The organism is Gemmatimonas sp. (assembly GCF_046594945.1).
In the GTDB taxonomy this organism is placed as follows: domain Bacteria; phylum Gemmatimonadota; class Gemmatimonadetes; order Gemmatimonadales; family Gemmatimonadaceae; genus Gemmatimonas.
In genome coordinates this window covers 18,393-43,108 of the sequence record NZ_JBKJRB010000076.1, presented here as the reverse complement: position 1 = coordinate 43,108, position 24,716 = coordinate 18,393, and the positions used below count along the sequence as shown (strand labels likewise).

15 protein-coding genes are annotated in these 24,716 nt (G+C 64.7%); 5 read left to right on the top strand and 10 right to left on the bottom strand.

Annotated elements, in window-relative coordinates; translation table 11 throughout:
* Nucleotides 1-243 precede the first annotated feature (243 nt).
* The 5 genes from ACLL97_RS08705 to ACLL97_RS08685 form a co-directional block, all read right to left on the bottom strand.
* Entirely contained in the window at nucleotides 244-1,035 is a 792-nt protein-coding gene (locus ACLL97_RS08705; RefSeq protein ID WP_411280081.1) for a creatininase family protein, read from the bottom strand.
* Nucleotides 1,036-1,896, bottom strand: a complete 861-nt coding sequence (locus ACLL97_RS08700) for a neutral zinc metallopeptidase (protein ID WP_411280080.1) — start codon at nucleotides 1,894-1,896, stop codon at nucleotides 1,036-1,038.
* A 16-nt stretch (nucleotides 1,897-1,912) separates the two neighbouring features.
* On the bottom strand, nucleotides 1,913-3,901 hold the full coding sequence (locus tag ACLL97_RS08695; protein WP_411280079.1) for a DUF3857 domain-containing transglutaminase family protein: 1,989 nt from the start codon (nucleotides 3,899-3,901) through the stop codon (nucleotides 1,913-1,915).
* Between the two features lie 38 nt (nucleotides 3,902-3,939).
* Nucleotides 3,940-4,287, bottom strand: a complete 348-nt coding sequence (locus ACLL97_RS08690; RefSeq protein WP_411280078.1) for an HNH endonuclease — start codon at nucleotides 4,285-4,287, stop codon at nucleotides 3,940-3,942.
* Between the two features lie 305 nt (nucleotides 4,288-4,592).
* Nucleotides 4,593-5,057 (bottom strand): HIT family protein, encoded by a 465-nt coding sequence (locus ACLL97_RS08685; RefSeq protein ID WP_411280077.1) that lies wholly within the window; start codon nucleotides 5,055-5,057, stop codon nucleotides 4,593-4,595.
* A gap of 176 nt (nucleotides 5,058-5,233) precedes the next feature.
* On the opposite strand from ACLL97_RS08685, the gene ACLL97_RS08680 reads away from it, so the two are divergent.
* Nucleotides 5,234-7,360, top strand: coding sequence for a thiamine pyrophosphate-dependent enzyme (locus ACLL97_RS08680; RefSeq protein ID WP_411280076.1), 2,127 nt, complete (start codon nucleotides 5,234-5,236; stop codon nucleotides 7,358-7,360).
* 31 nt (nucleotides 7,361-7,391) lie between these two features.
* Here ACLL97_RS08680 and ACLL97_RS08675 read toward each other — a convergent pair whose 3' ends face one another.
* The 3 genes from ACLL97_RS08675 to ACLL97_RS08665 form a co-directional block, all read right to left on the bottom strand.
* Nucleotides 7,392-9,362 carry a methyl-accepting chemotaxis protein gene (locus ACLL97_RS08675; protein ID WP_411280075.1) on the bottom strand — a complete coding sequence of 657 codons (1,971 nt, stop codon included), beginning with the start codon at nucleotides 9,360-9,362 and terminating at the stop codon, nucleotides 7,392-7,394.
* A gap of 125 nt (nucleotides 9,363-9,487) precedes the next feature.
* Nucleotides 9,488-11,449: a polysaccharide biosynthesis protein gene (locus tag ACLL97_RS08670; RefSeq protein WP_411280074.1), complete on the bottom strand. Its 1,962-nt coding sequence runs from the start codon at nucleotides 11,447-11,449 to the stop codon at nucleotides 9,488-9,490.
* A gap of 184 nt (nucleotides 11,450-11,633) precedes the next feature.
* On the bottom strand, nucleotides 11,634-14,129 hold the full coding sequence (locus ACLL97_RS08665; RefSeq protein ID WP_411280073.1) for an SLBB domain-containing protein: 2,496 nt from the start codon (nucleotides 14,127-14,129) through the stop codon (nucleotides 11,634-11,636).
* 434 nt (nucleotides 14,130-14,563) lie between these two features.
* Here ACLL97_RS08665 and ACLL97_RS08660 point away from each other — a divergent pair, with 434 nt between their 5' ends.
* The 4 genes from ACLL97_RS08660 to ACLL97_RS08645 all read left to right on the top strand — a co-directional run bounded on the left by ACLL97_RS08660 (nucleotide 14,564) and on the right by ACLL97_RS08645 (nucleotide 20,042).
* Nucleotides 14,564-17,506, top strand: coding sequence for a prolyl oligopeptidase family serine peptidase (locus tag ACLL97_RS08660; RefSeq protein ID WP_411280072.1), 2,943 nt, complete (start codon nucleotides 14,564-14,566; stop codon nucleotides 17,504-17,506).
* A 120-nt stretch (nucleotides 17,507-17,626) separates the two neighbouring features.
* Nucleotides 17,627-18,196, top strand: coding sequence for an RNA polymerase sigma factor (locus ACLL97_RS08655; protein WP_411280071.1), 570 nt, complete (start codon nucleotides 17,627-17,629; stop codon nucleotides 18,194-18,196).
* Nucleotides 18,193-19,452: a hypothetical protein gene (locus ACLL97_RS08650; protein WP_411280070.1), complete on the top strand. Its 1,260-nt coding sequence runs from the start codon at nucleotides 18,193-18,195 to the stop codon at nucleotides 19,450-19,452. The genes ACLL97_RS08655 and ACLL97_RS08650 overlap by 4 nt, the downstream gene beginning before the upstream one ends.
* Before the next feature lie 98 nt (nucleotides 19,453-19,550).
* Nucleotides 19,551-20,042: a hypothetical protein gene (locus ACLL97_RS08645; RefSeq protein WP_411280069.1), complete on the top strand. Its 492-nt coding sequence runs from the start codon at nucleotides 19,551-19,553 to the stop codon at nucleotides 20,040-20,042.
* A gap of 10 nt (nucleotides 20,043-20,052) precedes the next feature.
* On the opposite strand, the gene ACLL97_RS08640 is transcribed toward ACLL97_RS08645, so the two are convergent.
* Nucleotides 20,053-21,849, bottom strand: coding sequence for a Mur ligase family protein (locus tag ACLL97_RS08640; RefSeq protein WP_411280068.1), 1,797 nt, complete (start codon nucleotides 21,847-21,849; stop codon nucleotides 20,053-20,055).
* Nucleotides 21,846-24,710: a cyanophycin synthetase gene (gene cphA, locus ACLL97_RS08635; protein WP_411280067.1), complete on the bottom strand. Its 2,865-nt coding sequence runs from the start codon at nucleotides 24,708-24,710 to the stop codon at nucleotides 21,846-21,848. Before cphA ends, ACLL97_RS08640 begins: the two co-directional genes overlap by 4 nt.
* Nucleotides 24,711-24,716 lie beyond the last annotated feature (6 nt).

Here is a 24,716-nt window from a genome sequence, read left to right as displayed (position 1 = left end):
ACTTCGGACGGTAGACCCTTCGGTCGTTCGAGACGAACTGCTATACCGCGGATGGCCGCAAACAACGACACGGACCCTACTCACACAACGGCAACTCAACGCGCAGCGTGAGCACGCTGTTGTCGATGTTGTAGTTGATCGGCGAACCGCCGTGCCAATCTGCGGTAGGGCAGTTCGTCAGATGCCGCCGCGCCCCGTAGAATCCCGAGTGATCACCGTAGGTGGAGAGTACACCTCCCCAGCTTAACGCTCCGCCCACATCGCGTTCGCATCAACACCCGCCAGATGCACGCAGAACGCCGCAATCCGCTCCACCGCCTGCGCCACAAACGCCTCACCCTTTTCCGCGGTTGCCGCACGCGGATTGCCCACCCCCGTGTCCACCGTCACCTGGGTCCAGCGGCGCGGCATCCACGCCCATCCGCTGCGCACGCCGTCGAACACACTCGGCTTGGCGTTTCCTTCGCCCCACGTACTGCGATCGGGCACCACCAAATGCGGCGCCACGTGCATGATGGCCGCGGTCTCGAGTTCGCCGGCGTGATCACCCGCCACGCTGAACACGTCTTGATCGGCGGCCTGCCACCAGTTCACGATCGTGAGCACCATCGACGTGCTGGGCTGCAGCTCACGCACCAGCGCCCGCAGTTCATTGCCACCGTGGGCATTCAGTAACACGAGCGCGCGCACACCATGCGGCTCGAGACTGCGCACCACATCACGCAGCACCGCCAGCTGCGTGCTCGGCATCAGGTTGATCGTGAACGGCAAATCGAGCTGTGTGGTATTCACACCGAACGGCACCGCTGGGAGCGCTGCCACCATCACGCCCTGTGTGGCACACGACGCGGCCACGCGCGCCGCCACTTCACGCCCCAGGATCGTGTCGGTACCGTACGGCAGATGCATGTTGTGCGGCTCCGTGGCGCCGAACGGGAGCAGTGCCACCGGCCACGCGCCCTCGCGCATCGCGGGCCACGTTTGCTCTTCCAGCACACCGACGCGCGGTGCGTATCCATCGTGGGCCAGCCCCACTCAGCGCCCTCGACCGAACGTGTCGCAGACCCGCGGATCGCCCGATTCAAACCCTTTTCGGAACCACGCCCGTCGATCTGCTGACGACCCGTGGGTGAACGACTCACGGTTCACACTCCCCGTCGACATTTTCTGGAGGCGATCATCGCCGACCGCGGCGGCGGCCGAGAGCCCCTCATCAAGATCGCCCGCCTGCAGAATGCCAGCGCGCGCGGCCGTGTAGCCCCAAACCCCGGCGTAGCAGTCGGCCTGCAGCTCCATCGCGACGGACAACTGATTGCCGGCCGCTGGATTGCGTTGCACCGCGTTGCGCATTTCGCGTTCGGTGCCGAGCAGGTTCTGGACGTGATGACCGATCTCGTGCGCCAGTACGTAGGCCTGCGCGAAATCACCGGGCGCCGCAAACTGTCGCTCCAGCTGATCGAAGAAGGAGAGATCGACGTACACCCGCTGATCACCAGGGCAATAGAACGGCCCCGAGGCCGCGCTGGCGGGTCCGCAGGCCGACTGCACACCCTCGCGGAAGAGCACCAGCCGCGCGTCGCGATACTGCGGAATGAGTTGATGCCACGAAGCCTGCGCCGTGTCGAGCACGAACGACACGAACTGCACCATCTTTTCTTCGTTCGCGTCGGCCAGCGGCGCTTCCTGCGCCGCCGAGGCCGGCTGACCGCTCGGTACGCCGCCGCCGCTGAACTCGGTCAGCAGGTCACGCTTGAAGATGAGGCTGAGCACCAGCAACACGACGGTGCCGCCGAGGCCGAGCTTCATGCCGCCACCGCCGCCGCGAAACCCACCGCCGCCACTCGCACCACGACGATCCTCGAGATTGTCGCTCCGTCCACCTGGGGTCCAACGCATGTCGTTCGCTCCGCGATTACGGCGCCGTAGTCAGCTTCACCGTCAAGAAGTCCTGATCATCGGCCCCGACCGTGCGCAGCCATACCAACACCTCGGCGATGCGCTCGGGGCCGAATATTCCCCGCTGTCCCTGCAATCTGCGCACCACACGTAACTCGCGCCCGTTCTGTGTCCACGAGGAACTGTAACTGCCGAAGAAGCTCGTTGCCGCCACATTCGCCGGAAGATCAACGGTCCAGCCCGGCGGCAGCGTTACGATCCACTCCGTCACGTTGGTGAGCGGTGCAAGAATCCGGCTCGCGTCTAGAGGTAGCTGGCGTGAGCCGCGACTCTCCAGCTCGCCGAGCGCGGCGCGAAAGCTCCGCGCCGGCCCGCGCACCACTGATGGCACCGCCAGCACTTTCGTGGTGCCAATGGTGCGGATCAGCTCGTTGGATGACACCGTGTACGTGATCTGCGGCGTGGCGCTGAAGTCGCGACCGTTGAAGACCACGAGCGAATCGACGCGCGAGCTCCCGGCGCCTTCGGCGCCAAAGATGCGTTGCATCAGCGACCGGGAGAACGCCGCGCGCCGCGTTGAGTCGAGCGGTGTGCTCAGCCCCATGCGCAGGCCATACGTCGGTGACCCGTCCGCCCGCTCAACCGCCTGTCCCACCGCGCGACCGTCCGCGCTGATCTGCATCGTGAGGTGCAACGTGGCCACGTTCCGCTCGGTGGGCCGCACCGGCAGCGTGACAGGCAGCGCCGTGCCATTATCAGCGATGATGATCGCGAAGCTACCCTGATACGCGTCGGGTAACTCTCCATAGGGAATCGACTCGGCGGTCAGATCGGTGAAGCTCCAACCGGCGCCGTCGCGCACGGCGGCGATGGCGTGATTGAACTGCAGCAGTGACGGCAGATTGGGATCGGGACGTTGCGAGAGGGACAGCAACACCGGATTTGCCGCGATGCGATACCGGCGCAATGCCGCCACGAACAGCGTGGCCTTGTCCTTACAGTCGCCGAGCGATGTGGCGAGCACGTCGTCGGGGGTGCGGGGTTGATAGCTGCCCATGCCGAGTGCCACGGAAAGATACCGGATGTCCTGCGCCACGAAGCGATGCACCGCACGGATGGTGTCGCGCGTGGTCCGCGCACCGCTGGCGCGCACGATGGAATCCATACGCGCGGCGGCCGTTGCACTCAACGCGTACCGGTCCTTGGAGAGCCCGTGATACCAGCTCGCGATGTCGGTCCAGGTACCGCGCGGTCCGACGGTGATCGTTTGCACGACGCCATTGGAATCGGCAGCGAACGGCTCCCCGCGAATACCTGGCTGATCGTTCGAGGTCCAGACGTATCGACGGCGTCCATTGGCAATGTCGTCGCGGCGCTGCACGGTCAGATTGCGCTCCACGATCGTGGGCGCGTACCCATCGGGAACGTCGACTTCGATCAGCGACCGCCGGATCGTGACGGGACCGTTCAATCCCGCGCGAAAGAGAAAGTCACCTGGGCGCGGCGGAGCCGACTCCTTTACGGACCAGGCAATATCCACCACCGTACCGGCTGTCACACCCGCCAGCGAGAGACGACGTACGCGCTGATCCTGATAGATCGGATTCGCCATCGCGGCCGGCACGTCGGCATCCTGCATCTGGGCCGGTTTATCGCCGATGACGACCCCCGTGGTTCGCAGCACGCGCACCCATTCGATTGTGAGCGTCTGATGCGTGGACGCAAACGCAAACGCCTGCTCGGCCATGCCGCGGGCGGCGCTCTCGTCGATCACCTGCACCGCCCGCCGGTTCCGGTGGACCCATCGTCCGTCGGCGTCCACGCGAACGCTCGACTCCTGCAGCAGCACCACGAATGGCTGCCCCTTCACGCGCGCCGGATCGACCGCCAGGCGCAACACCGAATCCGACGGCATCAGTGGCAACGGTGACGTTGGCGTCACCTGCGCCGATACCGCGCGCACGCACGCGAACAGGAAGGCGCTCAGCGCCAGGGAACGAAGCATACGGAATGGTCGCATGCCCGCGTCGCCAGCGCGAGTCGCTAGGCAGCCATCGCGTCGTCCCGGGCAAACGCCAAACTCACGGCGCGGCGTGCGCCACGCTTGAGTGCCCGATGCACCGAGCGTGCGTAGCGCACGAAGTTCGAACCGGCCCATGGATGTCGCTCGAAGAAATCGAACGGAAGCATGTCGCACTTGAGGCGATTACAGGGACCACAGGCCGTGACCAGATTGCCCGGATCGTGCGCCCCGCCGCGGGCTAACGGCACGACATGATCGAGGGTGGCGCTGCGATGATCGAGACGCACCGCGCAGTACACGCAGCGTTGGCCGCACTCGCGCAGGGCGGTGCGACGCCTGGCCTGTTTCGCCGCCACATGGGCCGCCACGTGTGGCCGAAGTGACGAGCGACATGACGACGCCCCGGCGGAGGCGGTGAGCCTCACGACGGGGCGTTCAGAACGGTCGATGCGAAGGAGCCGGCGCGACGAGGGCCGGGATTGTGCCGACCGGTGGGCCGTACGGCACGGGCAGGAACTACCGCGAATGGAACGCATCATCCTCCTGGAAAACCGGGTGGACACGCACACCAACACTGACGCGACCGCTGCTTCGATCTTTCGTACCTCGCGACAATACGATCACGTTCCTGCTCCCGTCAAGACAAGAGCAGGACCGTTACATGGTCTCCCGCCTACCCCTTCATTCCGCTATTCGTGAGCGGGTCTCGTAGCATGCTGCCGATCCGGGCCGCCATGCCATCGAGCTGCTGCCGGTTCGGCATCAGGGAGCCCGGGAACGGTAAGGGCACATCGAACCCGTCGCCTTCCCGACGCGGGATCAGGTGAATGTGATAGTGCATCACGTTCTGGCCGGCGGCGGCGCCCGAGTTCACGACGATGTTCATATCGCTCGCCCCCGACGCGGTCTGCACCCTCGGGATCAACTTCGTCGCCACTTGATACAGATGGGCACCCACGTCTTTCGGGATGTCCTGTAGCACTTCGTAGTGCTCGCGAGGGACGACCAGCACGTGACCGGGGTTGACCGGCTGAATATCGAGAAAGGCGATCGCGACCGAATCTTCGTAGCAGATCGACACCTCGGCGGCGCCGCGAATCAGATCGCAGAAGATGCAGTGGCCGCTGGACGGCGTCATGGGAGCAGTGGGTGCATGCATGGGAGTTCACAAGAGAGAAAAGACCGTGATGCCAACCTGTCCCGGAAACCAACGCTCGGCAAGCACCGCCTGATCCCGGCCGCCGAAAGTCCCTTCCGCTCGCGCCCGGCGCTAAGTTTAGGGGTTGTTTGTCTCCAGCCCTCCAGATCACTTCGATGGCCACTTCGACCCGCCCGAGCCGCCCCCGCAAGGGAGCCGCCGCCGAGCCTGCGCTTACGCGTGAGCAGATGGTGAACGCCTACCGCGTGATGTACACGTCGCGCCGGCTAGACGACAAAGAGATTCAACTGAAGCGCCAGAACAAGATTTTTTTTCAGATCTCCGGCGCGGGTCACGAGGCCGTTCTCGCGGCGGCCGGCATGGTGTTACGTCCGTCGTACGACTGGTTCTATTTGTACTATCGTGATCGAGCGCTCTGCCTGCAGCTCGGCATGACACCGGCCGAAATGCTGTACAGTGCCGTCGGCGCCGCGATCGATCCGAACTCCGGCGGCCGGCAGATGCCGAGTCACTGGGGGCAGAAGGATCTCAACATCGTGTCGGTGTCGTCGCCCACGGGAACGCAGTTCCTGCAGGCCGTCGGCAACGCCGAGTCCACGCTGCGTGCGCGTCAGAGCAGCCTCACTGACGGCTTCCCCGGTGATGACGTGACGCTGGTGACCACGGGCGACGGCACGACCAGCGAGGGTGAGTTCTGGGAGTCCCTGAACACCGCGTGCAATCTCAAGCTGCCGATCGTCTACCTCGTAGAAGACAACGGCTACGCGATCTCGGTACCCGTCGAAGTGAACACGGCGGGCGGCTCGATCTCCAAGCTCGTGGCGTCGTTCCCGGGGCTCTACATCGAAGAAGTCGACGGCTGTGACTTCCTGGCGTCGTACGCCGCCCTCGACCGCGCCGTCGCCTACGCCCGAGAGCGCCAGGGACCGGCCTTTGTGCACGCAAAGGTGATCCGCCCGTACTCGCACTCGCTGTCCGACGACGAGGTGTTTTATCGTCCCCAAGAAGAGCGTGAAGCCGATGCCGCGCGTGACCCTCTCACGACGTTCCCGCGGTATCTGATCGCCGAAGGACTCGCCACGGACGACGAGCTGCAGGCGTTACGTGACACGGTGGACGCCGAGATTCTCGCGGCCACCGACGACGCGCTCGAGCAGCCGCAGCCCGGCGCCGACACGGTCAGCTTCGGCGTGTACTCGCCCGATGTCGACCCGACGGCCGAACAGTTCGATACCGAAGACGATCCGCAGTTTACCGGTGAGCCGACCACCATGGTGGATCTGCTCAACGCCTGCATGCGCGATGAAATGGCGCGTGACGAGCGCATCCTCGTGTTCGGCGAAGACGTGGCCGACGTGTCGCGCGAGGAGCATTTAGGCAAGGTCAAGGGGAAGGGCGGCGTGTTCAAGGTGACACACGGCCTGCAAACCAAATTCGGCGGTGGACGGGTGTACAACTCACCGCTGGCCGAAGCGAACATCATCGGACGCGCCATCGGCCTCGCCCACCGCGGGTACAAGCCGGTCGTCGAAATTCAATTCTTCGACTACATCTGGCCCGCCTTCATGCAGATCCGCGACGAACTCGCGGTCATGCGCTGGCGTTCGAACAACGCGTTCAGCGCGCCGGTCGTCATCCGCACGACGTACGGTGGCTACATCCGCGGCGGCATTTATCACTCGCAGACGGGGGCGTCGTTGTTCACGCACACTCCGGGTCTGCGCGTGGTGTGCCCGAGCAACGCGCTCGACGCGAACGGCTTGCTCCGCACCGCCATTCGCTGCGAAGATCCGGTGCTGTTCCTCGAGCACAAGCACCTGTACCGCCAGACGTACAACAAGGGCCGCTACCCCGGTCCGAACTTCATGATTCCGTTCGGCAAGGCGAACGTGCTGCGCGAAGGCACCGACGTCACGCTCGTGACCTACGGCGCCACCGTCCAGCGTGCCCTCGTGGCGGCCAATCAGATCGCCGAAGAAGGGGGACCGAGCGTCGAGGTCATCGACCTTCGCACGCTCTCACCGTGGGATCAGGAAACAGTGTTCAACAGTGTCAAGAAGACCAGCCGCGTGATCGTGGCCACCGAGGATTCACTTTCGTGGGGCTACGGGGCGGAGATCGCCGCCAAGATTGCGGACGAGTGCTTCGCGTGGCTCGATGCGCCGGTGAAGCGCATTGCCAGTGCCGATGTGTTCGTAGGCTACGCGCCGTCGCTTGAAGACGCGACCCTGCCGCAGGTCGAAACGTTCCGGAAGGCGTACGTCGATATCGTCGCGTTCTAGTTCACGCGTGACACGGTTCGGGGTGTCCCCCTTACGCCGCCTTGCGGCGGCGTAAGGGTTCAGCATCCAGCTTGAACTCGCTCACCAAATTGGCGAGCATCTGTGACTGACCAGCGAGCTCCTCTGAGGCGCTCGAGGATTCTTCCGCACTCGCCGCGACCGACTGCGTGACCTGGTTCATCTGCTGCATCGCGACATTGACCTCGCTCACACCTTGGCGCTGACCTTCGGAGGCGGTCACGATGCTACCGACGCTCTCGTGTACGCCCGCCACGTGCTTGTCGATTTCGGCCATTCGCGCTTCCACTTGCCGCGTGATCTCGGCGCCGCGATTTGCCCGAGTCACCGACTGCTCGATCAGTTCCGACGTCTGACGCGCCGCTTCCGCCGACCGCAGCGCCAGGGCGCGGACCTCTTCAGCCACCACCGCGAATCCCTTGCCCGCGTCACCGGCCCGCGCCGCCTCTACGGCGGCATTGAGTGCCAGCAGATTCGTCTGGAACGAGATCATGTCGATCGTCTTGACGATCTGCGCTGTCTTCGCGGATGACGTGCTGATCTCCTGCACCGCGCGACTGAGCTCCTGCATTTCGCCCACACCGATCATCATCGCGTCACGCGCCCGACCGGCCATGTCACGCGCCGACTTCGCATCGGCCGCGTTGCGCTGGGTCGCGCCACCCAGCGCTTCCAAGCTCGCTGACGTCTCTTCAAGCGAGGCCGCCTGTTCGCTCGATCCCTGCGCCAATGACTGACTCGTGGTGGCGATCTGGTCCGCTGCGCTCGCGATCTGCGACGTTGAACTTACGACGCCACCGAGCGCGTCTCGCAGGGAGAGAATCGCCCCGTTGAGCGCATCCTTGATCTGCGCATGGTCGCCTTGGTAGGCGCCCTGCACCATCACCGTGAGATCGCGCTGGGCCAACCGCTGCAAAACACCAGACGCTTCTTGAATCGGCAGCACCACCGCGTCGAGGGTCGAGTTGATGCCCGAAACCACCTGACGAAATCCACCGTCGAACTGCTCCGCGTTGCCTCGAGTGGACAGCTGCCCAGCGGTCGCCGACGTGGCCAGTCGCGTCGTCTCGTCGATGACCGCCTGCAGCGTGGTCCGAAGCAGCACGAAGGCGTGCCCAAGGTCGTCGCGGTCACTTCGCGCCGTCACCTCGACATCCAGATCACCCTTCGCAATGCGGGCAGCGGAGGCAGCGAACGCCCGCTGCGACGCCACCATGTCTCCGAAAGCGACCGAGAGCATGCCGGTCTCGTCCTTCTGCGTGAGTCGTTCGCGAACCTGCAGGTCACCGAGTGCAATGCGACCGGCTTCTTCCGCCATGTCCTTGAGCGGTCGTCCGATCAGGCGCGCGAGCACAATACCCGCGACCACGCCGAACAACACGGTCAGTGCCACGAGTGAGGTCACGACGATGGCGGAACGGTTGGAGGCCGCGACGTTGGCGTCAGCGAGCGTCTTGGCGTCGGCGACTTTCGCCTCCTGAATGGCGTCGAGCGAGACTTCGACGTCCTTCAATTTGTCGAAGACGGCGCCGTTGAGTGCCGCGACCGCCAATTCGTGCTGCCCCGTGCGGGCCAAGTTCATCACGCCGTCGCGAATGGGCACAAAGGCTCGGCGTGCCGTGACCAACCGTTGGTATCGTTCCCGCATCTCGTCGCTAACGATCGTGGTCGCGAACGTCGACAGTGTGGTGTCGAGATCCGCGCTCAATGCCGAAAGCGTCGCCTGCCTTTCGGCGAACTTCGCCGGCGTGGGGGAATTGAAGATCGCGTCGCGGATATTTACCTGAATCCGCTGAAACTGTTTGGTCGCCCGTCCGATCTCTGCCAAGGGCACCGTCATCCGGTGGTACAGCACCTCATCGGCACTGGCCATGCTCCGAAGGGTCAGGATGCTGACCAGGCCGGTGGCAGCGGCAATCGTAGCCGCGACAAGGAAGGCAAGGAGAAGCTTGACACCGATGCTGCGATCGAGAAACCACGTCATATGGACTGTCCAAACGGGAGAGGGCGGCGAATAGCGATACACGGTGCGCGACATCGCGCGTCGCTGCTCCCGGCGCTGCCTACTCGTATCGACCGGTGGCTCAGCTTCCTGAATGAGGTAGGCCCTTATGCGACGAGCGTCAATTCGCGTACGACCGGATGCGTTGTGCCAAGCGCGATATACTCCGGCACCAGCTCCGCGATGCGCTGCCGCAGCACGGTGTCGTCATCGCGACGCATGGCCGACTGCACCAGGGCATCCACATGGGCGTGTACGCCGGCCGGAGGAATACCGAGGCGCGAACAGAGAATGGTATGGTGCGACGTGGGCTGCAAACTTTCATCATCGCGCGAGAGCTCCTCAAACAGCTTCTCGCCCGGCCGGAGCCCGGTGAAGTGGATCTCGACATCGTCGCCGACGCGCAGCCCCGACAGACGAATCAGATCGGACGCCAAGTCGACGATTTTGATCGGCTTGCCCATATCGAGCACAAACACTTCGCCACCGTTGCCGAGCACCGCGGCCTGCAGCACCAGCTGCACCGCCTCGGGGATCGTCATGAAATAGCGCTGCATGTCCGGATGCGTGATCGTGATCGGCCCACCGGCACGGATCTGCCGCAGGAACGTCGGCACCACGCTACCCCGGCTTCCGAGCACATTGCCGAAACGCACACTGACATAGTTCCGGCCAGTCGAGACGGCGGCGCGCTGCACGAGCAGTTCGGCGATACGCTTGGTCGCCCCCATGATGCTGGACGGATTCACCGCCTTGTCGCTGGAGATCAGCACAAACTGCGGCGTGCCGTGGCGCACGGCCGCATCGACGAGCGTGCGCGTGCCCTTCACATTATTAGTGATCGCTTCGGCCAGATTGTCCTCCATCAGCGGCACATGTTTGTGCGCCGCGGCATGGAACACGGTGTTCGGGCGGTACTGATTGAAAATCGCGTCCAGCCGCGTTTCGTCGCGGATGTCGGTGATGAGGCACGTGAGTGGTACCGACGGGAAGTGCGCGCGCAGCTCCTGCTGGATGTCGAAGATCGAGTTTTCGCCGTGTCCCAGCAGCAACAGGTGCGCCGGCGCATTGCGCGCGATCTGGCGGCACAACTCGCTTCCGATCGATCCACCGGCCCCGGTAACGAGCACGGTCTGACCTTCCACAATACGCCGCACCGCACCAAGGTCGGTCTGCACCGGTTCGCGACGCAGCAGGTCCTGAATCTCCACCGGGCGCAACTGATTTACGCCAATGCGCCCGGAGAGGATCTCGCCGATCTGTGGCATCGTCCGAATCGCCACACCGGCGGCGGTGCAAATGCGCACGATTTCGCGGATCTTTGCACCCGATGCGCTCGACATCGTAATGATCACGTGACGCACGCCATACGCGCGGATACGATCTTCGAGCTCGTGCACCGAACCGAGCACGGAGAGACCGCCCACCTGCAGGTCGTGCTTCGAGACATCGTCGTCGAGATATCCGATCGGGCGCAGGCCCATGGCCGGATTCTCGAGCATTTCGCGCGCCGTGAGCCGTCCCGACGCACCGGCTCCGAGAATGAGCACCGGCGCCTGAATGGTCCGGTCACGACGCTGACGGCGGTGCACGATCCACACGCGCGCCAAGAGGCGCGGCAGTGTGAGGGCGACGATGCTCCACATCGTATGCGACGAAATTACCGACAGTGGCAGTCGCGTGGCTGACAACCCGAGCACCGGCAGCAGGAAGACTCCCAGCGTGACGTTGGCGATCGCCGCCACCAGCACGGCGGCCATCATCGCCTTCAGCTCCTCGACCGAGGCCATGCTCCAGGCCCGGCGATACAAGCGAAAGGCGGCCATGATGCCGAGCCACATCGGCACCGCGAGCATCAGGTGATAGCTCGCCGCGTCGCGCCAGCTCGAGTCGAGCCACTCCAATCCTTCGAAGCGCAACGACCAAGCAATGCCCCAGACCGCCGTCAGCAACGTGACGTCGAGTACGAACAATTGATTGTGCGTCAGCCACGGCGCCTTGCGGCACTCAGTGGATGACCCGGCCTCCAGCGATTGTGCCGGCGTCGGAAGAGCGGAGCTGGACGTCATAGAAGTTACTCTCTGCGGCGAATACATCATCGCGGCGTCGCGACGTCTCCTGGAGCCGACATGGCCCCGTCACGGGCACGACTCCGCCCACTCAATCCACTGCATCCCCCTTTCAATATCGGGATTGGGGATGCCAGTCTTGAGCGGGCGGATCGTACCAGTCCGACCACGGCGGCTCCCGTCCCTAGTTGGTGCGGCTCAGTACCACGGCAAGCGTTACCAAGCTGCCGAGGACCTGGGTCACCGTGCCCAAGAACTGCATCACATCGCGCTTGTCGGTCGGATCGCGCGACGGCACGATGATCCGACTCCCTGGACGGGGGGTCGGCTGCGTCGCGATCAGCAACAAATACCGATGGTTCGTCTCCACTTTCCCGTTGGCTTGCACGACATACGCCCGCTTCGCATCGGCATTGCGTGTCGTGCCACCGGCGGCGCGGATGTAGTGGGCCAGTGACGCGCCCGGCTCGTAGGGAATGGCCACCGCCGAATTGACGGCCCCGGATACCGACACGAGCGCGTTGTAACGTGGCACGTGCACGGAGTCGCCGTCGATCAGGAGTAAGTTGTCGCGATCCTTGGGATTGCGCAGCACACTCGGGAGATCCACCCCCACGCGACCCACGGCATTCTGGCCGCGGAAGAAGGCCACGCCAGCAGAGTATGCGGAGGTGGTGAGCCCTCCGGCGCGGGCGAGCACGTCGGAGAGTCGCTCCGTCTTCGAGGTCAGCGCGTAGGTGCCGGGAAACTGCACTTCGCCGGTGAGTGTCACGGTGGACTGCATCTGCCAGTCCGGCTGGCGAAGCACGAGCACGTTGTCATAGGGCGAGAGACGCGTGTCGCCGTTGGGCGTCGCGGCCGCCCGCGAGTCAATCACGTACGACGAGTCGAGGGGCACGCGGAACGTGATCGCCAGTTGGCCCGGCTCCCGCGTGTCCGGCAGTCGCGCGATCTCTGCTTCTTTCAACGACGCACTCGGCAACAAGCCACCGGCCTGCAGCATCAGGTCGCGCATCGTAATGCCCTCGCGATACGGGTACTGCCCCGGATTGCGTACCGCGCCGCTCAGCGCCACGTACCGCGGCGCGCGGAACTCCGTCAGTGAAAACACGGAGATCTCGTCGTCTTCCTGCAGCGCCACTGGCGTCGTGGTGGTCCCGTCACTGCGTAGCGTGGCTCGAATCTGTTCGCGGGTGGAGTCGGCCCGCAGGCGGGAGATGATCACGCGTCCGAGATAGGTGTCAGACTTGAGTCCACCGGACTGACGAATGGCGTCACTGAGGGTGCTGGCCTTCTCGATGCCCTGCGAGCCCGGCTGCCAGACGTTGCCGGTGACCGTCACACGACCACGTACGCGATTCGAGACGCGCGGCACTTCCACGACATCGCCGGCTTCAATGGGGATGCGCACAACCGCCATTCCCTTGGCGGCGTCCGGCACGCTCACGTCGAGCACGATACGATCGCTGCCCTCGGCCGTGCGTTGTGCCGGCGGGACGATACGCTGAATACGAATGCGCCGACGCGACGCATCGTCAGTGAATCCACCGGCGGTGGCGACGAGCTCGTCGAGCGATTCGTTCGGGCGCAACTCGTACGTGGCTGGTCGTAGCACTCCACCGCTCACGCGTACGCGCGCCCCATGTGTGGGCACGAAAAGCACATCACCGTTTTCCAGGCGAACGTCACCGCTGGCATCACCGCGCAGCAGATACTCGTACACGTCGAAGCGCTGCGACGACTTGCCACGGCGACGAATCTCCACCTGCCGCAAAGAGCCCCGCTCGCTCGGCCCACCGGCCGCGTAGAGGGCCGTAAGGGCGGTTCCGGCGCTGGAAATGCGATAGCTGCCCGGCTGCTGCACATCACCGACCACGAACACCTGATTGCTGCGCAGCCGCGCCACGCTCACCGAAAAGCGCGTGCTACTGCCGACCCCCGAGTACACGCGCTGCAGCCGTGCACGCAGCAAGACGTCGAGATCGCCGAGGGTGAGGTTTGCCACCGGCACCGTACCGACGACGGGAATCACCACGAAGCCTTCGCGCGTGACATCGAGGGTATAAGCCGCTTCGACATCACCGCTGAGAATGAGCACCAGCTGATCGCCGGCGCCCAGCTTGTACGAGGCGTCCACCGGTCCACCAGCGTTCGCATCGAACACCGTCGTGGGCTGTGAGAACAGCGCGTATCCGAACAGCGTGGAGCCATCGGCGGCGTAGCTGGTGCTGAGCTGACGTCCGTCGGTAGTCGTGCCAGAGCTGTTGACAGCGTTCGCCGCTGCCACGTTCGCCACTTCGTTCCGAGTGCCGCCGAGGGCGGCCCGACGTAGCGCCACGGCGTCGTCGGAGTCGACGATGCCGAGGGCTCGAACGGCGCTGATCAGCGAATCGGCCGGAGGAGTGGAGGCGCCGGGCGCGGCGCCTCCCATGACCTGCTCCAGCAACGACTCGGGATAGCCGGCGGCGCGAAGGCGCGCGCGAAGTTGATCGGCGGAGAGACCGGAGGCCTGAATACGCTGCCGCAGTTGCGCCACCAGTTCAGGGCGGTTCTGCACCAGGTCCTGTGCTTGGGCCGGAGTTGGGATGTTTGCTGGCAGCGACTGCGCGTGCACAGGCTCGACATCGGCGCCGGCCATGATGCTCGCCGCGAGCGCCAGGAGCACTCGTGAACGGGACATCTTCAAATATTCTGATAAAGAGAAAGGTCGTTCGTCTGGGAAATGACGAGCGACCTTCCGGGGCTGTAACAGTCCGTTGCAAAGCGGTGACGGTCGGTGGCGGCGCTTGGCTCAGATGACCATGGTCTTCACAACCGCGGGCGACAAGCGTGCGCCGGAATCGCGGTGTGCAGTCGTCATTCAAATCACTCCGACGTCACCGCGACGCCACCGCCTGCGCCACATCTTGTTCTTCAAGCCGCACCAACTCCGTCACCACGTGGTGCGCCGTAGTGGGATTTCATTTGAGCGCCTGACTCAGCATTGTGTACTAATTGTACTAGTACATCTAAAAGCCAAGAAATATTGAAAAGGAGACTCGGCCGCGCGATCGCGGTGGCGCTCTCCTTCGGCGGCCGTAGCTTCCCCTCCGTCCTCTCACACTCGGAGTTCTTATGTTCGCATTCCCTAGGCGGCCCCTCGCGATCGGTGCGCTTTTGCTCGCCGCCCCCGCCGTGGTGTTCGCTCAGCAAACCAGTGGCAATGCCGGCGCCCGGCGCGCCATCACCCCGACCGACATTTCGGCCTGGAAGTCCATCCGCGGCACCACGCTCTCCAACGACGGAGCCTGGTTCGCTTACACCGTGGCGCCCAATGAAGGCGACGCCGAGGTGGTGATCCGGCAGACCACGTCGGGCGGCAAGGAACAGCGCTTCCCCGTCGGCGAAGTGCCGGCGGCGGCGGGTGGGCCCGGCGGTGGCGGCAACCCTTCGCTGCAACTCTCCGGCGATGGCAAGTGGGCCGCCATGCTGGTGTATCCCAAGGCGGCCGACCAGAAGCGCATGCGTCGCGAACGTCGCACCGTGCAATCGAAGCTCCGCCTCGTGAATCTCGCCACGGGCGACGCGCGCGAGTTCGACAAGATCCGTCGCTTCTCATTCGGTGGCGAGTCGCCGACGTGGGTCGCGTTGCAGGCCTATGCGCCGGAAGCCGCCGCCGGTGGCAGCGGCGGTGGTGGTGGTGCTGGCGGCGGCCTGCCCGGCCCCGGCGCACCGGGCATGGGCGGCAATCCGATCGGCGGCGGCGCCGCGCGAGTGGAAGGCACCGACCTACTGCTGCTCGAGCTGGGCACAAACACGAGCTTCAACGTGGGTAACGTCGGCGACTTTGCCTTCGACGACAAAGGCCGTTGGCTCAGCTACACCATCGATGCCCGCGATCAGCTCGGCAACGGCGTGCAGCTCCGCGATCTTGCCAGCGGCACCGTGAAGTCGATCGACGCCGGCAAGGCGCTGTACCGTCGCCTCGCTTGGACCGACAGCTTCCCCGCCGTTGCCTATCTCAAGGGCACGATCGACAGTGCGACCACTGACACCACGTGGACCGCGGCCGCCGTGGCGCGCGTGGGCTCGCCCACGCAGCAGATGATCGCGGTGGGAACCGGCGCGACCGCCGCTCTCCCCGCGGGCATGGAAGTGAGCCCGGAACGCACGCCGCGTTGGCTCGAGCAGATGGACGGACTCGCGATCGGCTTACGTGTAGCCACGCCGCCGGTGCCGAAGAGCGAACAGCTTGAAGACGACGATCGTCCGTCGCTCATTCTGTGGCACAGCAAAGATGCCCGTCTGCAATCCATGCAGATCGTGCAGGAAACTGCCGACAAGAGCTTCTCGTTCTTGGCCACGTACCTGCCCGCCACGCAGAGAGTCGTGCAGCTCACCGATGACGTGGTACGCACGGGCACGCTCGGCGCGCGCGACCGCTACGTGCTCGGCACCGACAATCAGGCGTACGAGCGTCAGAGCAGCTACGACGGCGTACCGCGACGCGACTTGTACCTCATCGACGCCCGTACCGGAACGCGCACGCTGGTAAAGAAGGAACTGCGCGGTACGTCTACGCTGTCGCCCGACGGCAAGTCGGTGCTCTTCTGGGACGACGGCAACTTCCACGCGTACGATGTAGCCACCAAGGCATTCGCCAACGTGACGGTTGGCGCGCCGGTGTCGTTCATCGACACCGAAGACGATCACAATGTGGACCGGCCGAGCACGAACATCGTGGGATGGAGCAAGGACGGGCGCTTTGCGCTGATCAGCGACAACTACGACGTGTGGCGCATCGGGATGGCGGGCAAGAGCTGGGCGAATCTCACTGGCAACGGCCGCACCACGCGCACGCGATACACGCGCGTGATCAACACCGATCCGCGCGAGCGCAACATCGACTTGTCGAAGCCGGTGTACATGGCGGCGATGCAGGCGCTCACCAAGAAGGAAGCGATCGTGCGCATCGATCCGGCCAAGGCTGGCGCGGTAGCGATCACTGGTTGGCGCGATGCGCGGCATGCGCCGATGAAGGCGCGCGACGCCGAGGTGTGGGTGTCATCGATCCAGACCTCGACGCGCTTCCCCGACTACTGGCGCGTGTCCTTCGGCAACGGTGCGATCGCGGACTCCGTGCGCTTGTCCGATGCCAACCCGAACCTGAACGGCGCGGCGTGGTCGGCCGGTTCGCGGCTCGTGAACTACGTAACGGAAAAGGGCGACTCGTTACAGGGCGCGCTCTATCTTCCTGCGGGATACGAAGCAGGCAAGCAGTATCCCACGCTGGTGTTCATCTACGAGTTGCAGTCGGACGCGCTCAACAGCTTCTACTCGCCGAACTTCTCGAGCTCACCGAATGCGTTGATCGGCGTACACAATTCGCGCGGCTACGCGGTGTTCCTGCCGGACATCGTGTACAAGATCAACGATCCGGGCATGAGTGCGGTGTGGAGTGTGGTGCCGGCGGTGAAGGCCGCGGTCAAAACGGGCATCGTAGACTCGGCCAACGTAGGTCTGCATGGGCACTCGTGGGGCGGCTACCAGACGGCGTTCCTGATCGGTCAGACCAACATCTTCAAGAGTGCCGTGGCCGGTGCGCCGCTCACCGACATGGTGAGCATGTACAGCTCGGTGTACTGGAACTCGGGCAGCACGAATCAGGGAATCTTTCAGAGTTCGCAGGGCCGCTTCAAAGGCAACTTCCTGGACAACAAGGACGCCTACGAGCGCAACTCGCCGAACCGTTTCGCCGACAAGGTGAAGACGCCGCTCATCATCTTGCACGATGACAAAGACGGCGCGGTCGATTTCAATCAGGGCATCACGTTTTACAACACGCTGCGTCAGCTCGACAAGGACGTGATCCTGCTGGAGTACGTGGGCGAGAATCATGGCCTGGCGCAGCTCAAGAACCGCAAGGATTACGACCTGCGACTCATGGAATACTGGGACAGCTATCTCAAGGGTGAGAAGGCGCCGGAGTGGCTGGCCAAAGGTATTCCGCGCCTCAAGCTCGAGGAGCATCTGCGCGAGCAGAAGAAGAAGCTCGAGGGCAAGAAGATCGCGATGTAGCGCTCGGTTGTTTGCTTGCTGATAGGTGGCGAAGCGTCGAGGGTCTCCCTACTTCACGTGGAGCGCGCTTCCTATCCCGAATGTAAGCTTCCCCGCACGCCGGGCATTGATCCAGTACTCATGACGCCTTCCGTCTCCTCCTCGCTCCCCGACCCCGACGTTTCGCGACCGGCGACGCTGAACTCGTTGTCCGCGATTCGCGCCGGTGACCCGGACGCGTTGGCATCGTGCTACCGGGCGCACGCGCCGATGCTGATGGCGCTGGCGCTCCGGCTCACGGCCTCTCGGCAGGACGCGGAGGACATCGTCCACGATGTGTTCGTTGGGCTTCCCGAGGCACTGGTGCGCTACGACGAGCGCGGGCAGTTCGGCGCGTGGATTGCTCGCGTGACTACCCGCGTGGCGCTGATGCGCCAGCGACAGGTTCGGCAGCGCGGCGACGTGTCACTCGTGGACATTGCAGAGCCCGCCACGAGCACGCCGGATGGCGATCCGGTGCTCCAGGAGAAGGTGCTGCAGGCACTGGCGACGCTCACTCCACCGTTGCGGCACGTCTTCGTGCTCCGGGTGATCGAGGGCTATTCGCACGCGGAGATCGCTGGGCTGCTGGAGATTTCCACCAACACCTCTGAAGTCCGATTGCACCGCGCGGTGCAGCAGCTTCGCCGATTGCTGGAGGCTTTCGTATGAACCGCCGAGCGCTCTTCACGGACGATCACGATTTGGCCACGCTCGTTCGTCAGGCTACCGATGTCGTGCCCTCTGGCGCGCTGCTGGATCGGGTTCACGCCAGCCGCGCCGACGGCATGCGCGTCATGCTTCCCAATGGTGATGCCGCCACGGTACCGATTGCTCCCGCGGCACGGTCATCGTCGATCGATGCTCTCACCGTGGAGCAACTTGCCGGTCGGGTGTGGATGATCGGCCTCGCGGTCGCCGCCTCGCTTGTGGCGGCGGTGATGGCGCTCTGGCCGCGCCAGGCCGCGAATGGATCGTTGCAGGCCACGGCGTCGGCGATGGTCGACTCCGCGCTGCTCGACTCGTTAACCCGCACGACCGCGACGGCGTCGCCGCGCGAGAGCCTCGCCGAGCAACTGTCGCCGTGGCCTCGGGTGACATTCGCACAATCGCCCGGCGCCGCCGCGCGCAATGCACCCTATCCCGGACTTTTCGCCCTCGATGAGGGCCGCCTGAAGCCGGGTCGCCGCAGCTATCTGCGCAGCGTGGGCAATACCATGCACGAATTGCTGCCGTACACGACATACAGCGTCGAGCTCGCCCCCGTGGAGTTGGAGAAGCAGGGTGCATGGCGTCTGGTCACCGTTACGCAAACCTCGACGGGGCTTGCCGAAAACAGCGAACGCAACGCGGAGCACGACACGGTCTGGCTCCGGCGAAACGACTTGCGTCCGATCCGTCGGGCGCGTCATGCGGGCTTCCTCCGCATGCGTCAGACGTTCACCGACAGCATGTTGATCGAAACCGATTCCCTGATCGCACCGCGCGGCATGACACGGCAAAACGGCAGGCGACTGATGCCGTTTCGGGGCGGGGGCTCGAAGCATCTCGATGCCGCTGTGCCATTCGTGCCGACCGAGGAATCCATGCGGCTGTTGCTCCGCGCCACCCGTCTGCACGCGAACTGGAAGCGCACCGTTGGCGTCCTCTCTGGCGACGACCGCGCCTTTGCCATGGGCGAACCCGACTATCTCAACCTGCGTGTCGCGGGCTCTCGCGACGTCCAGACGCTGAGCGGCCGTTATGCCACCTGGCGCGTGATACTCGAGACCGGGGCCAAACCGGAAGTCTGGTACGTCAGCAAGGAAACGGGCGAAACGTTGCTGACCGAAGGCCCGTGGGGCGTCAGCTTTCTGGTATCTGAAACGCGACTCTTATACGGCTTCGAAGAGACGAAGCGCGTCCCGACCGAGCCGAGCCGCCGTTAGCAGAGGCCAAACGTCATTGACGTCCGGCCCTGTGCGCTGCAGCATCTAGGTGTACCGGTTGCTGATTCTTGAAGCACCCCAATGCCTCGGAGGTCCTGATGCGTTTTGCTCAGTCGCTCTGCCCACTCGCCGCGCTCGTGCTGTCGCTGCCGTCAGCACACAGCGCCTTGGCGCAGGCCATACCCCCCAAAGCCGTCCCCTCCGCGGCCCGGACGGCGCCAAACCCGAATCGGGTCACCTACGTAGCGGTGAACAGCGTCGATTACAACTTCTCAGCGCCCGATCAAGTGCCCGCCGGTGTCGTCGCTTTTAACCTCTCGAACGCCGGCGCCGACCTGCACGCCCTTGCCCTTCTCGAGCTCCCAGCCAATCACACGCTGCGTGAGTTCCTCGATATGTACCACAGCAAGGGCATCATTCCGCCGTGGATGCCGACGCTGGGCCAAACCGGTCCGATCGCGCCGAACCAGGAAACGTTTCTCACGGTGCGCATGAAGCCGGGTCGGTACATTCTCGCGTGTCTCATCCCTGCCCGCGATGGCCGTGCGCACACGGAGAAGGGCATGGTCAAGATGATCACGGTCAAGTAGCGCGTCGTGGCTACGCGAAAACGGGAGCCGCCGGCAGCGCGTCGCCCGCACGCCATCCGCCAACGCGCAGCTGATCGAGATAGCTGGAGACCCGCCCACGTTCCGCGTGGGTGGGAAGGACCAATACATCGCCCTTCTGCGCCCAGCTGAGCATCTCACACACGGCCTCGAACTCGCTCGGCGCGATTGACACGCGATCCGCTGGGGCGCCACAGCGTCGAAGCTCATCCACGAGCAGCGCCGGCAACTCCCCCTCGGGACGGCCACGCAACAGCGACACCATCTCCTTCACGATCACCCGGTCGAACGGCGCGACGCTCCACGCCGCCTGCGCCAGCGCACGCAGCTGATCATTGTCGCGATCGCCGGCGTTTCCGAGCACCAGCCCGCGTCGCGTGCCTGGGACCGAGGCGGCCGTCGCACACAGCGCTCGAATGCCTTCCGGATTATGCGCGTAATCGACGAACACGGTGATGCCGCCGAACGCGTAGCGCTCGAGACGCCCCGCGTTGTCGTGCCAAGCCGAACCGAAGCGACGAAGTGCCACCTGCACCGCCGACAGCGACACGCCGGAGCAGCTCGCCGTTAGTGCCGCAGCCAACGCATTCTCCACGTTGTGGCGCGCCGCGCCATCGGCGGTCACGGGCATCTCGCTCACGCGACCGACGTCGCCCCACACGCCCTCGCGACACAGCATCAAGTGACCGTCGTGCAGCACCGCACCGTCGCCGTGCGCGTCGATGCCTTCGGCCACCAGTGCAGTGTCGGCGTTCATGCTGAACCATGCAATCGGCAGCGCATGCCCCGCCGCGAGTCGCGCACCGAGCGCGACGACGGTGGGATCGTCGGCATTGAGCACCAGCCGCGCCTCCGGCCCGAGTGCGCGGGTGACGATCGCCTTGACCTCGGCGAGATCCTCGAGCGTGTGCACGCCATACTCACCGAAATGATCGGCCGAGATGTTGGTGATGACCGCCACCGTGGCGGTGGTCGTGCCGAGCCCGCGGCGCAGCATGCCACCACGCGCCGTCTCGAGGACACCCACCTGCACATCGGCGTCACGCATCACGAGTCGCGCGCCACCAGGTCCGGTGTAATCACCGATGCCCAGCGTGCGCTTTTCGAGATCGGACTCCACAAACACGCCGTCGCTGCAACTCCAGCCGGTGGTCGCCCCCGCCGCACGCCACATGGCGGCCACGAGCCGTGTGGTCGTGGTCTTGCCGTTGCTGCCGGTGACCATGATTAGTGGGATATCGCTGACGGCCGCCCAAGCGACCGACGACGACGATGGTGCCTCACCGTGGGCCCAGGTGAGGACACCGCGCCCGCTGCCGACACTCACCGCTTCATCGTCGATACTGAACGCCAGGCCGCGCGTGTGCGCACCGGCCGCCAGCTCGCGCACGTGCGGATGACGTACACATTCTTCAGCGTACTGTGCCGCCAGCGTTGGCGCCGCATCAGGCACTTCGCGCTGGTTCACGTAGGCTTCCGACTCCACCCACGCCATCTCCGCGACGGCGGTGGCCGTCATCAGTCCGTCCATCGGTGCCGAGAGATAGCAGGTGGCGTCGCGGATACTGTGACGGGCCACGAATTCGATTCGCTCCCAGCCGAGCGCCTGCGTCAGTCGACGCGCCGCGTAGGGCCAATGATCGACGGCACAACGCGCTTCGGCATCGACCACGAGCACGGTGACAACGGCTCCCGGTGTGGGACCATACCGGTTCGGTCCCTGCAGCCGTCGACAGTCGCTGATGCTCGGCGACGGATACTCCGGTTCGTCGACCGGCGTGTCGGTCAATCGCTAGCCTCAGGCACGAGCATCACGCCGCGTTCGTCGCGCACGAGCACGACGTCGTCCGTGACGCTGTTCCACTTGGCCGGTGGCGCTACCGTTGTCGCGGGTGCGGCCGTCGAACGCGCCGGCGCCACATCGTCGGCTGGCGAATCTTCCGACACCTCAGCCCGCGGTACTGCACGCGCAGCGCGTGGCGGCGGAATGATGCGCTGTTCGGCCTCCGGGCTGAAGTTCACGATCTGCTTCCATCCGCGGGCGAGCGCATCGGCGAACACGAGCACGAGGTCACCGGCGCGCGCCATGCGCAGCGCCGCGTCGATCGCCTCCTGCTCGTCGATGATCATCGTGACACCATCCGCCGCGATGCCGTGCGACAACAAGGCGTCGCGGAGCATGCTCGGCACCTCGTCGGGGCCACGGCCGCGCGGCGAATCGTCACGACGCACGATGTAATGATCGAAGCCACCCGCAGCAGCGACCGTCCCGATGGCTGCGATGTCCTCGTTGCGCCGGTCACCGGGGGCCGAGAGCACGCAGATGCGTCGTCCCACCGGCTTCATCCGATTCACGAGATCGCACAGCGCTGCGATGGCATGCGCGTTGTGGCCGTAGTCGAAAAGCACCTTGAAGGGATGCTCGTCGTACACGTTGAGCCGGCCGGGCGCCTGGAAGAACGTGGTGTCGAACGTTCGCAGGCCGTGACGGATATCCTCGAGCCGTACACCCATTGAAAATGCCATCGCCGCGGCAAACATGGCGTTCTGCACGTTGAACGTGGCGCGCCCCTCGAGTGTGGCAGGAATGAGGTGAGTCCAGAGCAGCGGGATGTGCGCACCATGATCGTAGATCGTGATCATCTGTCCGTTCACGCCGGCTTCCAGTGCGATGGCCCGGCCACCGGCGCGGATGTGTTCGCGCACCAGATCGTGCGCGGGGTCCATCGTCACGTAGCACACGTGCTTGGCCTTCGTGTACGCCGCCATCCGGAGCGTGTTCGGATCATCGGCGTTCAGCACCGCGGTATCGGTCGCGATCTCCACCACGGTGCGCTTCACTTCGGCCAGCTGCGCGAGCGTTTCGATACCCTTCTGCCCCAGGTGATCGGGCTGAATGTTGAGGACCGCGCCCACGTCGACGTGCCGCATCGCCATACCGGCACGCAACAGACCGCCGCGGGCCGTTTCGAGCACCGCCACCTGCACCGCCGGATCGCTGAGCACGATGCGCGCCGATGTGGGGCCGGTCATGTCGCCTTCGACCGTGCGCTGGCCGTCGATGTAGACCCCATCGGTGGTCGTGAGTCCGACCCGCTTGCCCGCGAGCTTGTGAATATGGGCCAGTAGTCGTGACGTGGTCGTCTTGCCGTTCGTGCCGGTAATCGCCGCGATCGGAATCGTACTCGGCGCCCGATCGGGGAAGAGCATGTCGATGACCTTACCGGCCACGTCGCGGGGGCGTCCTTCACTGGGCGCCATATGCATGCGGAAGCCGGGCGCCGCGTTCACTTCGCACACGGCGCCACCGATGTCCTTGTACGACTCCGTGATGTCGGGCGTGAGGAAGTCCACGCCGCCCACGTCGAGGCCGATCGCCTTGATGGCGCGCACCGCCATCTCGGCGTTGTCGGGATGCACCACATCGGTCATGTCGGTGGCGGTGCCACCGGTGGACAAGTTCGCGGTGAGGCGCAGGTACACATCTTCACCCGCCGGCGGCACCGTGGTCGCGCTGTAGCCTCGCTTGGTCAACAAATCGATGGCCGGCTCGTCGAGCTCAAGCTGCGTGAGAACTTTTTCGTGACCGATACCGCGGCGGGGATCACTGTTCACAATGGCGACGAGCTGTTCGATGCTGTGCACGCCGTCACCCGTAACCTTGCCGGGCTCGCGCTTGCTGACCGCCACCAGCTCGCCGTTGATCACGAGCATGCGGTGATCATGCCCGGTGATGTAACTCTCGACTATCACGCTGCGCGATATCTCCTGCGCGCGCTGAAAGCCGGCGACCACCTGCTCGGGCGTGACAAGGGCGATCGACACCCCGCGTCCGTGATTACCGTTGTATGGTTTTGTGACCACGGGATACCCGATCGTCTTGGCGGCGCTGATCGCCTTCTCGGCCGTCTGCACCAGACGCTGCTTCGGCACCGGCAGACCGAGGTTGGCGAGAATGCGATTCGTCTCTTCCTTGTCGCCCGCAAGGTCGACCGCAATGTGCGACGTCCGACCGGTAATCGTGGCCTGAATGCGCTGCTGGTAGCAGCCGTAACCCAGCTGAATGAGACTCTGCTCGTTCAGACGAATCCACGGGATGCCGCGCGCTTCCGCGGCGTGCACGATGCTCGCGGTACTCGGCCCCAATGCCCGACGCTGCGCGTAACGAATGAAGGTATCGCGGCGCGCCGCAAGATCGAAACTCGGATCGGTGCCGCGCGGACGCAACGCGTCGGGTAGCAGATGATGCAACAGGTCGAGGGCCACGTCGGCCGCCTCGTGCCCGACATCGGCCTGCTCGTACTCGAACACCACATCGTACACGCCGGGGTGCGCCGTTTCTCGCGTCTTGCCGAAGGTGACCTTCACACCGGCCACGTTCTGCAGTTCGATGGCCACGTGCTCGAGGACATGGCCTAGCCAGGTGCCGTCGTCTTCTGTCATGCGACGCACGAATCCACCGGCCACGCCGTACGAACAGCCATGCTCGTGCAAACCCGGCAGGGCACCCAACAGCGACTGAACGAACGCGCCGCCGAGTCGCTTGGTGGGCCACTCTTCGAGCGCTCCGAGATCGAGGACGAGCCGGATGACGGGAAAATGCGCGTAGTGGCTCGGCCCCACATACGTGGAGCGTTCGAGAATCTTCATGGTCTG

Excerpts from the sequence above, each read along its gene's own strand:
- ACLL97_RS08700 (WP_411280080.1), bottom strand. The coding sequence starts at position 1,896 with ATGCGTTGGACCCCAGGTGGACGGAGCGACAATCTCGAGGATCGTCGT.
- ACLL97_RS08695 (WP_411280079.1), bottom strand. The coding sequence starts at position 3,901 with ATGCTTCGTTCCCTGGCGCTGAGCGCCTTCCTGTTCGCGTGCGTGCGC.
- ACLL97_RS08685 (WP_411280077.1), bottom strand. The coding sequence starts at position 5,057 with ATGACGCCGTCCAGCGGCCACTGCATCTTCTGCGATCTGATTCGCGGC.
- ACLL97_RS08680 (WP_411280076.1), top strand. The coding sequence starts at position 5,234 with ATGGCCACTTCGACCCGCCCGAGCCGCCCCCGCAAGGGAGCCGCCGCC.
- ACLL97_RS08675 (WP_411280075.1), bottom strand. The coding sequence starts at position 9,362 with ATGACGTGGTTTCTCGATCGCAGCATCGGTGTCAAGCTTCTCCTTGCC.
- ACLL97_RS08670 (WP_411280074.1), bottom strand. The coding sequence starts at position 11,449 with ATGACGTCCAGCTCCGCTCTTCCGACGCCGGCACAATCGCTGGAGGCC.
- ACLL97_RS08665 (WP_411280073.1), bottom strand. The coding sequence starts at position 14,129 with ATGTCCCGTTCACGAGTGCTCCTGGCGCTCGCGGCGAGCATCATGGCC.
- ACLL97_RS08660 (WP_411280072.1), top strand. The coding sequence starts at position 14,564 with ATGTTCGCATTCCCTAGGCGGCCCCTCGCGATCGGTGCGCTTTTGCTC.
- ACLL97_RS08655 (WP_411280071.1), top strand. The coding sequence starts at position 17,627 with ATGACGCCTTCCGTCTCCTCCTCGCTCCCCGACCCCGACGTTTCGCGA.
- ACLL97_RS08650 (WP_411280070.1), top strand. The coding sequence starts at position 18,193 with ATGAACCGCCGAGCGCTCTTCACGGACGATCACGATTTGGCCACGCTC.
- ACLL97_RS08645 (WP_411280069.1), top strand. The coding sequence starts at position 19,551 with ATGCGTTTTGCTCAGTCGCTCTGCCCACTCGCCGCGCTCGTGCTGTCG.
- cphA (WP_411280067.1), bottom strand. The coding sequence starts at position 24,710 with ATGAAGATTCTCGAACGCTCCACGTATGTGGGGCCGAGCCACTACGCG.